The organism is Mycolicibacterium elephantis DSM 44368 (genome assembly GCF_004014805.1).
In the GTDB taxonomy this organism is placed as follows: Bacteria; Actinomycetota; Actinomycetes; order Mycobacteriales; family Mycobacteriaceae; genus Mycobacterium; species Mycobacterium elephantis.
In genome coordinates, this window is sequence record NZ_ATDN01000012.1 from 213489 (window position 1) to 227692 (window position 14204).

15 protein-coding genes are annotated in these 14204 nt (G+C 69.2%); 6 read left to right on the forward strand and 9 right to left on the reverse strand.

Annotation, left to right across the window (positions count from 1 at the left end; genetic code table 11):
* Positions 1–13: 13 nt before the first annotated feature.
* Positions 14–1039 carry an NAD(P)H-dependent glycerol-3-phosphate dehydrogenase gene (locus tag MELE44368_RS10585; RefSeq protein WP_128108423.1) on the forward strand — a complete coding sequence of 342 codons (1026 nt, stop codon included), beginning with the start codon at positions 14–16 and terminating at the stop codon, positions 1037–1039.
* A 20-nt stretch (positions 1040–1059) separates the two neighbouring features.
* Here the strand turns inward: MELE44368_RS10585 and MELE44368_RS10590 are convergent, their stop codons facing one another.
* The 3 genes from MELE44368_RS10590 to grcC1 form a co-directional block, all read right to left on the reverse strand.
* Positions 1060–1593, reverse strand: a complete 534-nt coding sequence (locus MELE44368_RS10590) for a hypothetical protein (RefSeq protein WP_407662052.1) — start codon at positions 1591–1593, stop codon at positions 1060–1062.
* 94 nt (positions 1594–1687) lie between these two features.
* Complete coding sequence (htpX, locus tag MELE44368_RS10595; RefSeq protein WP_128108424.1) at positions 1688–2560, reverse strand: zinc metalloprotease HtpX; 873 nt, start codon at positions 2558–2560, stop codon at positions 1688–1690.
* Positions 2561–2649: 89 nt separating this feature from the next.
* Positions 2650–3657: a nonaprenyl/(2E,6E)-farnesyl/geranylgeranyl diphosphat synthase gene (grcC1, locus tag MELE44368_RS10600; RefSeq protein WP_206613738.1), complete on the reverse strand. Its 1008-nt coding sequence runs from the start codon at positions 3655–3657 to the stop codon at positions 2650–2652.
* Positions 3658–3678: 21 nt separating this feature from the next.
* Between grcC1 and menJ the strand changes: the two genes are divergently transcribed.
* The 3 genes from menJ (at position 3679) to MELE44368_RS10615 (ending at position 5651) form a co-directional block, all read left to right on the forward strand.
* Entirely contained in the window at positions 3679–4899 is a 1221-nt protein-coding gene (gene menJ, locus MELE44368_RS10605; protein ID WP_128108425.1) for a menaquinone reductase MenJ, read from the forward strand.
* Positions 4899–5339, forward strand: coding sequence for a GAF domain-containing protein (locus MELE44368_RS10610; protein WP_128108426.1), 441 nt, complete (start codon positions 4899–4901; stop codon positions 5337–5339). The genes menJ and MELE44368_RS10610 overlap by 1 nt, the downstream gene beginning before the upstream one ends.
* 96 nt (positions 5340–5435) lie before the next feature.
* On the forward strand, positions 5436–5651 hold the full coding sequence (locus MELE44368_RS10615) for a hypothetical protein (RefSeq protein WP_128108427.1): 216 nt from the start codon (positions 5436–5438) through the stop codon (positions 5649–5651).
* 88 nt (positions 5652–5739) lie between these two features.
* Here MELE44368_RS10615 and MELE44368_RS10620 read toward each other — a convergent pair whose 3' ends face one another.
* Positions 5740–7518 carry a hydroxysqualene dehydroxylase gene (locus MELE44368_RS10620; RefSeq protein WP_128108428.1) on the reverse strand — a complete coding sequence of 593 codons (1779 nt, stop codon included), beginning with the start codon at positions 7516–7518 and terminating at the stop codon, positions 5740–5742.
* Positions 7519–7586: 68 nt separating this feature from the next.
* A complete protein-coding gene (locus MELE44368_RS10625) occupies positions 7587–8273 on the reverse strand; it encodes a demethylmenaquinone methyltransferase (protein WP_064928504.1) in 687 nt (228 codons plus the stop codon).
* Between the two features lie 70 nt (positions 8274–8343).
* On the opposite strand from MELE44368_RS10625, the gene MELE44368_RS10630 reads away from it, so the two are divergent.
* A complete protein-coding gene (locus MELE44368_RS10630) occupies positions 8344–9168 on the forward strand; it encodes an SDR family oxidoreductase (protein WP_083042424.1) in 825 nt (274 codons plus the stop codon).
* Positions 9169–9204: 36 nt separating this feature from the next.
* Here MELE44368_RS10630 and MELE44368_RS10635 read toward each other — a convergent pair whose 3' ends face one another.
* The gene (locus MELE44368_RS10635; protein WP_128108429.1) at positions 9205–10344 is read right to left on the reverse strand and encodes a glycosyltransferase family 4 protein; all 1140 of its coding nucleotides are present in this window, start codon (positions 10342–10344) and stop codon (positions 9205–9207) included.
* A 134-nt stretch (positions 10345–10478) separates the two neighbouring features.
* On the opposite strand from MELE44368_RS10635, the gene MELE44368_RS10640 reads away from it, so the two are divergent.
* Positions 10479–11150: a DsbA family protein gene (locus MELE44368_RS10640; RefSeq protein WP_128108430.1), complete on the forward strand. Its 672-nt coding sequence runs from the start codon at positions 10479–10481 to the stop codon at positions 11148–11150.
* A 66-nt stretch (positions 11151–11216) separates the two neighbouring features.
* Here the strand turns inward: MELE44368_RS10640 and MELE44368_RS10645 are convergent, their stop codons facing one another.
* From MELE44368_RS10645 to MELE44368_RS10655, 3 genes are read right to left on the reverse strand one after another with little or no spacing between them, the layout of a single operon-like run.
* Entirely contained in the window at positions 11217–11762 is a 546-nt protein-coding gene (locus MELE44368_RS10645; RefSeq protein ID WP_241566559.1) for a DUF3592 domain-containing protein, read from the reverse strand.
* Positions 11759–13405 carry a 2-succinyl-5-enolpyruvyl-6-hydroxy-3-cyclohexene-1-carboxylic-acid synthase gene (menD, locus tag MELE44368_RS10650; protein WP_128108431.1) on the reverse strand — a complete coding sequence of 549 codons (1647 nt, stop codon included), beginning with the start codon at positions 13403–13405 and terminating at the stop codon, positions 11759–11761. Before menD ends, MELE44368_RS10645 begins: the two co-directional genes overlap by 4 nt.
* A complete protein-coding gene (locus MELE44368_RS10655) occupies positions 13402–14190 on the reverse strand; it encodes an alpha/beta fold hydrolase (protein WP_128108432.1) in 789 nt (262 codons plus the stop codon). The genes menD and MELE44368_RS10655 overlap by 4 nt, the downstream gene beginning before the upstream one ends.
* Positions 14191–14204: the final 14 nt, after the last annotated feature.

Here is a 14204-nt window from a genome sequence, read left to right on the forward strand (position 1 = left end):
TACGCTGACGGGCATGGCAGCTGCGAAACGGGATCCCAAAGTCGTCGTTCTCGGAGGGGGCTCCTGGGGCACCACCGTGGCGTCCATCTGCGCCAGGCGCGGGCCGACCCTGCAATGGGTGCGCTCGGAGGAGACCGCCAAGGACATCAACGACAACCACCGCAACACCAAATACCTCGGCGACGAGGTCGAGCTGCCGGAGTCGCTGAAGGCGACGACGGACTTCTCCGAGGCGGCCACCTGCGCTGACGTCATCGTCATGGGCGTGCCGTCGCACGGCTTTCGCGCGGTGCTCACCGAACTCGCCAAGGAGCTGCGGCCTTGGGTACCGGTGGTGTCGCTGGTCAAGGGGCTCGAGCAGGGCACGAACTACCGGATGAGCCAGATCGTCGCCGAGGTGCTACCCGGGCACCCGGCCGGCATCCTCGCCGGGCCCAACATCGCCCGCGAGGTGGCCGAGGGCTACGCCGCCGCCGCGGTGCTCGCGATGCCCGACCAGCAACTCGCCGCGAACCTGGCACAGCTGTTCCGCACCAAGAGGTTTCGCACGTACACCAGCGACGACGTGGTCGGCGTCGAGATGGCCGGCGCGTTGAAGAACGTGTACGCGATCGCGGTCGGCATGGGCTATTCGCTTGGGATCGGCGAGAATACGCGCGCGATGGTGATGGCGCGCGCCGTGCGTGAGATGTCGAAGCTCGGCGAGGCGATGGGCGGACACCGCGACACGTTCGCGGGCCTGGCCGGCATGGGTGACCTCATCGTCACGTGCACGTCGCAGCGCAGCCGCAACCGCCATGTCGGCGAACAGCTGGGTGCGGGCAAGCCGCTCGAGGAGATCATCGCGTCGATGAACCAGGTCGCCGAGGGCGTGAAGGCCGCCAGCGTGGTCATGGAGTTCTGCAACGACTACGGGCTGTCGATGCCGATCGCGCGCGAGGTCGACGCCGTGGTCAACCACGGTTCGACCGTCGAGCAGGCCTACCGCGGGCTGATGGTCGAGAAGCCCGGCCACGAGGTGCACGGCTCCGGTTTCTGACAGCAGCCCGGCGAGCGGTACTAGTTGAAGAACGGGTTGGTGCCCTCGGGCCGATCCAGCAGCGGAACGCGGCCGCCGTTGATGATGTAGCTGCCCGCCGGGCTGAGCACGAAACCGGACTGGTTGCGGCTGTCCGCGCAGGTCGTCACCGAGCCGTCGCTGCCGCAGCTGACCGTCTGGAAGCTGATCCGCGAACCCGCGGGCAGCGGTTTGACGTCACCGACGAAGCCGAACACCGCGGCGTCGGCGTTGGCGAACCCGGGCACTCCGGGCCCGCCGCTGACGAAGTTCGCGCCGTTGGGCGCGGCGGGGATCGCGCCGCTGCAGCCGTAGCCGCCGCTGCGCTGCAGCACGCACGTCAACCCGTCCGGGGTCCGAAACGCGTACCAGCTGCCGTCCATCACCGCATACTCCGAGAGCTTCACCGGCGCGAACGCGTTCACATCGGGAGCGGGCGGAGGCGGCGGCGGTGACGGCTGCGCCGCAGCGACGCCCGGCCCGCCTACCAGGGCCGCGGCCGCGCCGAGGGCGCCGATCAGGACTCTGTTCAGCACGTCCACACCCTAAACGGTGCGCTGGGGACTCGCAGCATACTCAGGTCATCGCTGCTCGACGGCCGTGCGTTACCCGGTCGCGCGCCGAAATCGCTCAGTACGGGCCGCGGCCGGCCATCTGCTCGAGCCGGCGGATCCGGTCCTCGATCGGCGGGTGTGTGGAGAACAGCTTGCCGATCTTCTCGCCCGCGCGGAACGGGTTGGCGATCATCAGGTGCGCCTGATCGGCCAGTTTCGGGTCCGGCGGCAACGGCGCCTGCTCGACTCCCGCGCTGATCTTGCGCAGCGCGCTGGCCAACGCCAGCGGATCGCCCGTCAGCTCCGCGCCGGACTGGTCGGCCTGGTACTCCCGCGACCGCGACACCGCCAACCGGATCACCGTGGCCGCGATCGGACCCAGCAGCGAAACCAGAAGAATCGCAAACGGATTCGCGCCGCCGCCGCGGTTCCCGCCGAACATGCTCGCGAAGAAGGCGAGGTTGGCCAGTGCGGTAATCACCGAGGCCATCGCCCCGGCCACACAGGAGATCAGGATGTCGCGGTTGTAGACGTGCGACAGCTCGTGCCCGAGCACCGCGCGCAGCTCGCGTTCGTTGAGGATCTGCAGGACACCCGTCGTGCAGCACACCGCCGCGTTGCGCGGATTGCGGCCCGTCGCGAACGCGTTCGGCGCCGCGGTGTCGCTGATGTAGAGCCGCGGCATCGGCTGTCGCGCAGCGGTCGCCAGCTCCCGCACGATCCGGTACATCACCGGCGCCTGCATCTCGGTGACCGGCTGCGCGTGCATCGCCCGCAGCGCCAGCTTGTCGCTGTTGAAGTAGATGTAGACGTTCATCCCGACGGCGAACAGCACGGCCAGGAACATGATGTTGCGGCCGAACATCGCGCCGACGGCGACGATCAACGCCGAGAACAGCGCCAGCAACAAAAACGTCTTGAACCTGTTCGCGTGCGGGTTCCACGTCATCGCGGATTCCTCCTGCTTGGAGCTCTTGGGCAGAGCTGGAAGTCTTCGCCTGACATAACGCTGCAGCGATCCCCCCGGTTCCGTCAGCCTCAGCCGTGCCGGTGGACCGTGTAGTGCACCAACGTGGCCAGCGCGTCGCGGCCCGGGCCCGCGGGCAGCTGGTTGAGCTCGTCGCTGGCCTGCGCGGCGTACTTGGCGACGGTCTCTTTGGCCCGCTTCATGCCCGGTGAGATCCGCAGTAACCGCAGCGCCTCGGCCAGGTCGTCGTCGTCCTCGACCGGCCCGGCCAGCAGCTGACGCAGCCGGTCGGCGTCGGGACCCGTTTCGCGCAGCGCGTAGAGCACCGGAAGGGTGTGCACGCCTTCGCGCAGATCCGTGCCGGGCACCTTGCCGGATTCCTCGAGGTCGCTGTCGATGTCGATGATGTCGTCGGAGATCTGGAACGCGGTGCCGACGATGCCGCCGAGGCGGGACAGCCGCTCGATCTGCTCGTCGTCGGCGCCGGAGAACGTCGCCCCGAACCGGCCGGACGCCGCGATCAGGCAGGCGGTCTTCTCGTACACCACCTTGAGGTAGTGGTCGACGGAGTCGACGTGATCGGCGGCGCCGCGGGTTTCGCGCATCTGGCCCGTGACCAGCTGTGCGAACGTGTCGGCGATCACCCGCACGGCCTCCGGCCCCAACGTGCTGACCAGACGCGAGGCCGTGGCGAACAGGTAGTCGCCGGCCAGGATCGCGATGTTGTTGCCCCAGCGGGCGTTGGCGCTCAGCGCGCCGCGGCGCATCTGCGCGTCGTCCATCACGTCGTCGTGATACAGCGTCGCCAGGTGCACGAGCTCGATGACCGCACCGGCGACGGTGACCTGCCACGCGTCGGGTTCGGGACCCAGCCGCGCCGACAGCACGGTGAACAGCGGGCGGAACCGCTTGCCGCCCGCCTGGAACAGATGCTGGACGGCCTCGGCCATCAGCTCATCGGCTTTGCCCAGCTCAGAGGCCATCAGATCCTCGACACGGGCCACCGCGTCGCGGACGTCTTGCGCGAACGCGGGGTCACCGAAATCCACTCCCGCCACCACGCTCGCCGGTGTCCTCACACAGCCAACATACTGGGAACCATGGATTCGCGAGCCGACGTGGTGGTGGTAGGTGCCGGACCCGCGGGATCGGCGGCTGCCATCTGGGCGTGCCGCGCCGGGCGCGACGTGCTGGTGATCGATTCCGCACAGTTCCCCCGCGACAAGGCCTGCGGCGACGGTCTGACGCCGCGCGCCGTGCAGGAGATGGAGCGGTTGGGGCTGGGTGCGTGGCTGGATGACCGGGTGCGCCACCGCGGGTTGCGGATGTCGGGTTTCGGCGCCGACGTCGAAATCGAGTGGCCCGGACCGTCGTTCCCGGCGACGTCCAGCGCGGTCCCGCGCACCGAACTCGACGACCGCATCCGCATGGTCGCCGTCGACGAGGGCGCCAAGATGATGTTGGGCGTGAAGGCCGTTGGGGTGCAGCATGACTCGACAGGACGGGTGTCGACGCTGCAACTGGACAACGGGGCGTCGATCGGATGTGGCGAGCTGATCGTCGCCGACGGCGCACGGTCGACGCTGGGCCGGGAGCTGGGCCGGCAGTGGCACAAGGAAACCGTCTACGGCGTGGCGGTCCGCGGCTACATCGCCACCCCGCGGGCCAGCGAGCCGTGGATCACGTCGCATCTGGAGCTGCGCTCCCCGGAGGGTGAGGTGCTGCCCGGCTACGGCTGGATCTTCCCGCTGGGCAACGGCGAGGTGAACATCGGCGTCGGCGCGCTGGCGACGTCACGGCGGCCGGCCGACGCGGCGCTGCGGCCGCTGATGTCGTACTACGCGGGGCTGCGCCGCGAGGAGTGGGGCTTCACGGGCGAACCGCGCGCGGCGCTGTCGGCGCTGTTGCCGATGGGCGGCGCGGTGTCGGGGGTGGCCGGGCCGAACTGGATGCTCATCGGCGACGCGGCGGCCTTGGTCAACCCGCTGAACGGCGAGGGCATCGACTACGGGCTGGAGACCGGACGGCTGGCGGCGGAGCTGTTGGGCTCCGGTGACCTGTCGGCGGCGTGGCCGGCGGTGCTCTCGGCGCACTATGCGCGCGGGTTCTCGGTGGCGCGGCGGTTGGCGTTGCTGTTGACGGTTCCGCGGTTCCTGCCGCTGGCGGGGCGGGTGGCGATGCGGTCGGACTTCCTGATGACGATCGCGGTGCGGGTGATGGGCAACTTCGTCACCGAGGAGGACGCCGACTGGGTGGCCCGGGTGTGGCGCCTGGCGGGGAAGGCGTCGCGGCGCATCGACGACCGCCCTCCGTTCATCTGATGGGCGCTCCCGCGGTCTACCGCGCCCCGATGCGTTCCCGCAGCGACGATTTCGAGGCGGCGGCCACGATCGATCGCGCGTTGGCGTTGGGGTTGGTGGGCTTCGGCGAGGCCGGCGCCGACGAGCGGCTTCAGCGCCGCGTCGACCGGTTCGCCGACGTCGAGGATGGGTCGTTCGTGTGGACGCGCGACACCGCGGGCATGTACTGGCTGGGCCGGATCGACGGCCCGTACTTCTACGACAGTGCCGGTGCGACGGTGGATCTGGTCCACGTCCGACCGTGCCGGTGGCTGGCGCGGCCGCTCACCGAACCCGAGGTGCCCGCGGCCGTCATCGCCACTTTCGGCCGGGGCGGACGCAACTTTCAGCAGACCCATGACCGCCGCGTCGGCGCGCAGACGCAACGGGCTTGGGACGCAGGCGTTGTGGAGTCTGGCTAACTGTAAGCCCTGCTAGCTGAACTGTTCTCGGGCACGCGCCGGGATTATTCTTTGAGGTAACGGCGTTTAACACAAGCATCGAGGGAAGGAACCACGATGCGCAGCCTGGCAGTTCGAGCGGCACTCGGCGCGATCGTCGTCACCGCGGCCCTGGGCTCGGCCGGCGTTGCCGTCGCGGCGCCGAGCGGGCCATGTCGAGACGTGCCCTATGTCGGTGTGTGCGAACGACTCGGAGAGCAGCAACGCTCGCCGTCACAGCAAAGCAGGGGCGAAATCATCCTGCCACCCAACAGCACTCAGTCCGTCAGCTAGCCGAGCGACTTCGTGCATGACGGCGTCGAACACCTCCGGCATGGGCGTGACCGTATAACGCGGCGCCGGTGTTTCGGGCCCGCCCAGGTCATCTGGTCGGCCATCTGGTGTCGAAGATGTCCAGCATGTGCGGCAGGCCCGACATGTACCGGCCGCGGTCGAGCTGCTTGAACGGTTCCCACCACGGCGCCTGGAACAGCTCGACGATCTTGACCATGTCGCCGTTGTAACCCGACGCCTGCAGCACCCCGTTGGCCGCGTAGCGCCCGCCTTCGTTGGCGCCCTCCATCGTGGTGACGTTCTGGTCGGTCTTGATCCACTCGCCGGCCAGAAACAGGTTGTCGATCCCGGTGACCGCGTTGGGTCGTCGGTGCCACGACCCGGGATCCTGGATGAACAGCGGTTCGTCGTTGCGCACGTCCGGTGTGCCCGAGTCGATGATCGCCGGGTCGAGAAACCATGAGTGCAGCATGTCGTCGTCGAGCACCTTGTCGGTGTCGTTGAGATGGGCCTTGATCTGCTGCCACGCCTCCTGGGCGATCTCTTGGGGCGTGCAGTCCCGTGCGCTCTTGCCGTTGAAGTTACCCGGGGTGCTCCAGTCGGAGATGATCGCCGACAGGCAGTCGCGCACGGTGCCGTCGCCGTACTCGGTGAGGCTCTTCTTCCAGAACTGCTCCTGGCTGATCGACGTGATCGCCCATCCGGAGTCGACGTAGTTGACGTGGCCCTTCGTGACGTCGACGCGGTCCTTGAGGTAGAACATCAGGCCGTTCATCCACTCGGTACGCAGCAGGGCGATGTTGGCCAGTTGCGGGTCGGCCTCGATGACGTCGGGGGTGAGCACGGCGGCGAGCTTCTCGCACGGAATCGCCGAGATGTACCAATCGGCGACGACGGGCTGCGGGATGCCGCCCTGGCTGACCACGGTGGCCGACTCGATGTGCTTGCCGTTGGGGGTCAACCGCGCCAGCGCCTGCCCCACGCGGAACTGCACGCCCTGATCGCGCAGGTGCTCGACCCACGGGTCCAGCCACTGTGAGCTGGTCGGCCCGTTGAGCACTCGGTCGAAACCCTTGCCGTCGATGTCGTTTCCGAACATCAGGATGGACCAGACCGACGCTTCGCCGACCAGACCGATCGAATGTGCGCTGGCGTCTTTGGATTTGGACGCGGCCAGGTTGCGGATGATGCCGTCGGCCAGGTAGCGGTTGTATTCGTGAGACTTGCGGTTCGCCCCGATGTAGTCCTCCCACGTCATGTTCTCCCACTGGCCCAGCTTGCGTTCGTTGCTGCTGGTGACGTAGACGGCCAGCTTCTGCGCGGCGTACACCGCCTCCAACGGCGGCAGCCGGAACAGCGTCTCGAACACGGTGGTGACCGATTCGATGAACACCTCCGGAGTGATCGGGTTGGGGATCGTCGGAAGCGGAAGCGGCAGCGGCACAGTGAGATCCGAGCGGCCCAGCCCGGAGTGCAGGTACGACGTCGCGCGGGTCAGGTTCTCCCAGGTGCCGTTCCGGTTGCCGGGAAACGGGATTCGCCGCATCGTGTTGGTGACGTTTTTGTAGAAGCCGGGGAAGAACCGGAAGCCGTGCTCGGCCGGCAACGGCGTGGCCCCCGAGTCCGGCACGGGTATCGAACGGGCCTTGCCGCCGAGTTCTTTTCGTTCGTAGACCGTGACCTGATAGCCGCGCTCGACGAGTTCATGCGCGGCGGTCAACCCCGCGATGCCGGCGCCGAACACCGCGACCGTCTTGCCGGGCGCGGCCCGAGCGCGCGGCGGCATGGAGGCCAGCGCCGCCGCAGTGGCGGTTCCGACCAGGAACGTCCTGCGGGACAAGTGAGTGTGCTGAGCATCACTCGACATGCCGCTAAGTTAATGGCGATTCTCCGCGGGTGGGCAGCGACACGCCGTAAGGCGGCCCCGATTGTCAGCTAAGGCTTGGTCGCGGCGTGCAGCGCGACGATGCCGCCGGTGAGGTTGCGCCACCGCACCTGCGACCAGCCGGCCTCGGCAATCTCGCATGCCAGGGCCCGCTGGTCGGGCCACGCGCGGATGGACTCGGCGAGGTAAACGTAGGCCTCCGGGTTCGACGACACCGCGCGGGCGATTCGCGGCAGGGCCTGCATCAGGTACTCCTTGTAGACGGTGGCGAACAGCCCGTTCGTCGGCGTCGAGAACTCGCACACCACCAGCCGCCCGCCGGGTCGGGTCACCCGCGCCATCTCGCGCAGCCCCGCGGTGTGGTCCACCACGTTGCGCAGCCCGAAACTGATCGTCACCGCGTCGAAGACGCCGTCGGCGAACGGCAGCCGCGTCGCGTCCCCGGCCACCTTGGGCACGTTGCGCTCACGACCGGCGGCCAGCATCCCGACGCTGAAGTCCGCGGCCACACACCACGCCCCCGACGCCGCCAACTCCACCGTCGACACCGCGGTGCCCGCCGCCAGGTCGAGCACCTTGTCGCCGGGCCCGATCCGCAGCGCCGAGCGCGTCGCCCGCCGCCAGAACCGGTCCTGGCCCAGCGACAGCACGGTGTTGGTCAGGTCGTAGCGACGCGCGACCGCGTCGAACATCGAAGCGACCTCGTGCGGGTCCTTGTCCAGCGTCGCGCGGCTCACGGCGACGACGCTACCTGTGAACCGGCCGGGTCCGGGAATGGGAACGCCCGTCGTGGGGATATATGGGGCCATGAGCGAAAAAGTGTGGTTCATCACCGGGACATCGCGCGGGTTCGGCCGCGAATGGACGAAGGCGGCCCTCGAGCGCGGCGACAAGGTCGCGGCGACCGCGCGTGACGTCGCGACGCTGGACGATCTGGCGTCGACGTACGGCTCCGCGCTGCTGCCGCTGCAGCTGGACGTGACCGATCGCGAGGCGGACTTCGCTGCGGTCAAGCAGGCCCACGATCACTTCGGCCGCCTCGACATCGTCGTGAACAACGCCGGCTACGGGCACTTCGGTTTCGTCGAAGAGGTGACCGAGCAGGAGGCGCGCGATCAGATCGAGACCAACGTGTTCGGCGCGCTGTGGGTCACCCAGGCCGCGCTGCCGTACCTGCGGGCGCAACGCAGCGGCCACATCGTCCAGGTCTCGTCGATCGGCGGGGTGCTGGCGTTTCAGAACCTCGGGCTCTATCACGCGTCGAAGTGGGCCCTGGAGGGCTTCTCGCAGTCGTTGGCCCAAGAGGTGGCGCCGTTCGGAATTCACGTCACGCTGATCGAGCCGGGCGGCTTCGCCACCGACTGGGGCGGCTCGTCGTCGCGGCGGTCCGCGCCGCTGCCCGACTACGAGCAGGTGCACGAGGAGGCCGACCGGATTCGCAGTCAGCGTGTCGCCAAGCCCGGCGACCCGACGGCGTCGGCGCGGGCTCTGCTCAAGGTCGTCGACGCCGAAAACCCGCCGTTGCGCGTGTTTTTCGGCGAGGTCGGGCTCGGGATGGCCAAGGCCGAATACGCTGACCGGATCAAGACGTGGGAGCAGTGGCAGCCGGTGGCCATCGAAGCCCAAGGCTGAGTCCGTTGGCGCGAGCAGACGCCAACACCCCCGAATTCATGCCGAAATGGGGGTTTTCACGTCTGCTCGGCGGTGTTGGACGGCCGCGTAATGGTCGAGCAGCTCGTCGCAGATGGCCGGCCAGGTGCGACCGAGCACGCTGCGGCGGGCGGCGACCGCATAGCGCGGCCGCTCGGCGATCAGGTGGTCGACCGCCGCGGGCAGTTCGGTCTCGAATCCGTTGACGGAGAGCAGCAGCCCGGTGCGGTAGGGCGCGACCAGGTCGCGCGGGCCGCCGGCGTTGGGTGCGACGACGGGCAGGCCGGAGGCCATCGCCTCCTGCACGGCCTGGCAGAACGTTTCGTGCTCTCCGGGGTGGACGAACACGTCCATCGAGGCGTAGGCGGCGGCCAGCTTCTCGCCGTACAGCGCGCCGGTGAAAACCGCTGAGGGCAACATTGTTTGGAGCTTTTTGCGGTCGACCCCGTCGCCGACGATCACGAGTTGCAGGTCGTCGCGAGCGGCCAGAGCCGCCAGCCGCTCGACATGCTTCTCCGGGGCGAGCCGGCCGACGAAGCCGACGATCGGCCTGCCGTCCGGTGACCATCGGCGGCGCAGCGCGTCGTCGCGCGCCGACGGGGCGAACCCGGTGACGTCGACGCCGCGTGCCCACTTGTGCACCCGCGGAATGCGGTGTGCGGTCAGATCTTCCATGGCGGCGGTGGACGGCGCCAGGGTGCGGTCGGCGCGGCTGTGCAGATGCCGGGCCCACGCCCACGCGGCGCGGCCGGCGAACGCGACGCCGTAGCTTTGCGCGAAACCGGCGATGTCCGTCTGGTACACCGCGACGGTCGGCACGCCGAGGCGCCGTGCGGCGTGCAGCCCGCCGTACCCAAGGAGCGCCGGTGACGCCAAATGCACGACGTCGGGGTCGAATCCGCGGAGCACGCCGACCATCCGGGGCCGTGGCACGCCGAGCGGCAACGAGGTGACGGGGGGGAACATGCGCGACGGCACCCGGTGCACCCTGATGCCGTCATGCACGCGGTCGGCCCGCGGTTGGCCGCGCGGGGTGTCCGGGGCGATGACGAGGGCTTCGTGGCCGGTGCGGCGAAGGTGCTCGAGTATCCGCAGCACCGAGTTCGTGACGCCGTTGACGTTCGGGAGGAAGGACTCTGCGACGATGGCAACGCGCACACCTGAATGGTCTCCGCGACTGATGTCGGCGAGGTTGCGTCGCGGCGTACGGCGGACGAAGACCTGGTGCCGACAACGGATGCGGCACCGCCGTTTCATCGAGTAGGGTGCGCACCAAGGAAAGGGCGGTTGACATGCGGATATCCCGTGTCCTGGCGCTGCTGGCGATCGGTGTCACGCTGGTCGCGGCAGGGTGCACCCGACACGTCGCCGGCGCCGCGCAGCCCGACCCCGACAAGCCCCCTGTGGAGGTGAGCGAGGACGGCTTCGGCGTCGTCGCCGGCTTCGCGAACGCGCCGGCGCGCATCGAGATCTTCACCGAGCCGCAGTGCACACACTGCGCGGACCTGCAGGCCGACTTCGGCGACGAGCTGGCCTACTACATCGGCGTCGGGCAGCTGAAGGTCACCTACCGTCCGCTGACGTTTCTCGACAGCGAGGTCGACGGGCAGTCGGCGCGGGTGAGCAACGCATTGTTCCTGGCCGCCGACGCCGACGCGACCGGTGCCGAGTTCCAGCGGTTCGTCCGGGAGCTGTGGACCAACCAGGATCCGGGCGGGCCCGGCCCGAGCGACGACGAAATGGCCGAGATAGCAAGGGACGCAGGACTTCCCGAGAGTGCGGTCAAGCGCGTCGCCACCGGCGGGTCCGCGGTGAACATCGCCGACATGGAGGTGTCGAACTTCGGCTATCTCTACGAGATCGATCCGTTGAGGACCGGTACGCCAACGGTTTTCGATTTGGTGAACGACGAGCGGCTCGACATCTATGACGACGACTGGCTGCGGAAGCTCATCCAGTCCTGACCGCGCGCGCACCCTGCGCCGAAATGCGCCCACCCTGCGCCGAGATCGACGAAATGGCGGAAGAATTTACTCGCACTTTTCCGCCCGTTTGTCCCTTTGGGCGCTTTGAACCCCCTCGATGCGGCGCTGGATCAGGCCGGTCGCGGGCAACGCCACCCCCGCGATCACCCACCCCACCACCGCGATCGAGCCGGCCGGGATGATCGCCAGCGCCGCGTTCCGGTCCTGCACCCGCACCAGATCCGGGTCGTTGCGGTCATATTCGACATAGATCCGCATGCCCGTCTCCAGCTCCGACGGGTACAGCACCCCCAGCTCCGGCCGATACGTCACCCGGTCCGGCGTGACGAACTCGATCGTCGAGCGCCGCGGACCCGCGCTGAGCACCTCGGCCTCCGCGACCCCCATGTGCCGCTCGATCTGCCGGTCGTTGCGCCACGCGCCAAGCACCATCAGCACCGACTGCAACGTCACCAGACACGCCACGATCACGATGCCGATGCGGATGCGGCGGAACACCCGCTGAGTCCGCGATCCGTTCGGCTCCGCCGACAGGTCCGGAATCACGCTGCGCAGCGCGGCGAGTAGATTCCGGATCTTGCCGATGTTCACAGCGCCGCCTTGATCGACGCGTGCAGTGCCCGCAACGAGGACCGGTCTGCCTTCACCTCCAGCACCCGCATCCCGTCGAACGGCTCGTCGAGCGCGGCCGCGAGGTGGTCGACCTCGAGCTGGCGGCTCTCCACGTGATACGCCCGGCACAGCGCGCCGACGTCCACGTCGTGCGGGGTGCCGAAGATCCGGGAGGACACGTCGGAGAACCGCGGATCGCCCTGTTCGAGAAGCTCGAAGATGCCGCCGCCGTTGTCGTTGGACACCACGATGGTCAGGTTGCGCGGGGTGGGCTCCGTCGGCCCGATCAACAGACCGGAGCTGTCGTGGACGAACGTCAGGTCGCCGATCAGCGCGATCGTGCGGCCGCCGGCCGTGCGCTCATGCGCCAGCGCCGCCCCGATCGCCGTCGACACCGTGCCGTCGATGCCTGCCACGCCCCGGTTCGAACGCACCTTGACGCCGTGCGGGTTCAGCCCGACCAGCGCCGCGTCACGCACCGGGTTGGACGCGCCGAGCACCAGCTGGTCCCCCGGCCGCACCGCGTCGGCCACGGCCGCGGCCACGTGCAGCCCCGTCGTCAGCGGGTGCGCCTTGAGCTGGCTGCGGACCGCGTCCACGGCATGCCGGTTGAACTCCTCGCAGCGCTTCAACCAGCCCGGATGCGGCGCGCCGGTGGTGACCGCGCGGGTGCCGGTGGCCTGCGAGTTACCGGAGACGTCGGGCCAGCGCGGGCCCGTCGTCAACGCGTACACCGGGACCGACGGGTCGGCCAGCAGCGCCGACACCGGCCGGTGCAGCGTCGGCCGGCCCAGCATGATGACCTGCTTGGGGTGCACCAGCGGCAAGGCCAGCGGATGCAGCGGGTTGGCCGCGGGCGGGGCCGTCGGCTCGGCGACGGTCGGCAGCGCGGCGAGGTTGGGGTGCTCGCCCGCGCCGTGCCCGGCGATGACGACGGTGTCGGGCGTGAGGTCGATGTCCAGCGGCTGGTCGAACGTGACCGGCGGGGTGTACGTCCACGGCTTGCCGCCCGGCCGGCCCTCGGGCGCGTACGCATGGGGATCGCGGCCTTCGCTGGCGTCGGGCACCAGCGGCTCGCGCAACGGGATGTCGAACTGCACCGGGCCCGCGTTGGCCGAGCGAGATCCCATGGCCGCCACCAGAACTCGGCAGGTGGCCGAGCGCCACTGCGCGTTGAGCTCGGCCATCCGTTCGGTCGCCTCCTCGGCGAGGCCCAGGCTGATCGACGCGCGCACCTGGGTGCCGAAGTAGCCGAGCTGCTCGAACGTCTGGTTGGCGCCGGTGCCCAACAGCTCGTAGGGCCGGTTGGCGCTCAGCACGATCAGCGGCACCCGCGCGTAGTTGGCCTCCACCACCGCCGGGCCGAGGTTCGCCACCGCGGTGCCCGACGTCATCGCCACGCACACCGGCGCCTGCTCGGCCACGGCCAACCCGATCGCCAGGAAGCCCGCGGTGCGCTCGTCGATGCGCACGTGCAGCCGGACGCGGCCGGCCCGGTCGGCGTCCTGCAGGGCGAAGGCCAGCGGCGCGTTGCGCGACCCCGGGCACAGCACGACGTCTCGCACGCCGCCGCGAATGAGTTCGTCGACGACCACGCGGGCCTGCGCGGTCGATGGGTTCACGACTCCAGACTATCGGCGAAGAACTTCAGCACCGCTTCGTTGACCACCTGCGGCTGCTCGATGAAGCCCAGGTGCCCGGTGTCGGGAATCTCCAGGTAGCGACCCTTGGGGATGGCGTCGGCGACCTCACGGCCCAGATGCGGCGGCATCACCACGTCGTCGGCGAACCCGAGGACCAGCGTCGGGTGCTGGATGACGCGGTACGCCGCCAGCCGGTTGCCCTCCGGGGCGACCCCGAGCTGGGCCCGCAGCCCAGGGGTGGGCTTGGTCGGCCACATCGTGAACATGTCGATCCAGTCGCGGACCTTCGCGTCGTCGTTGAGGGTCTTCGGCGAGAAGCTCTCCAGCAGCCTGATTTTCGCGTCATAGCTGGGCGGGAGCGTGATGCCGGACTCGGTGAGCTCCACCTCGGCCCTGCGGAAGAACTCGCGGGAGCGGTCGGCGCGGCCGCGGGTGGCCATCAGCACCGTGCGGTCGACGAGCTCCGGGCGCGCCAGCATGAGCTCCTGGGCGATGAACGAGCCCATCGACACCCCCACCAGCCGGGCCGGTGCGGCGTCGAGCTTCTCGATCAGCGCGGCGGTGTCGGCGACCATCGTCTCGATGGTGAACCCGCTGGCCTGCTCGGTGGCGCCCACGCCACGGTTGTCGAAGGTGATGCAGCGATAGCCGGCCCGCTGGAACTCGGGCACCTGATGCAGATGCCAGGTCCGGCCCGCACCGCCGCGCCCGGCGATGAACAGGACAGCGGGGCCGCTACCGCGGTCGTCGTAGGCCAGATTCACGCTGACGACCGTAT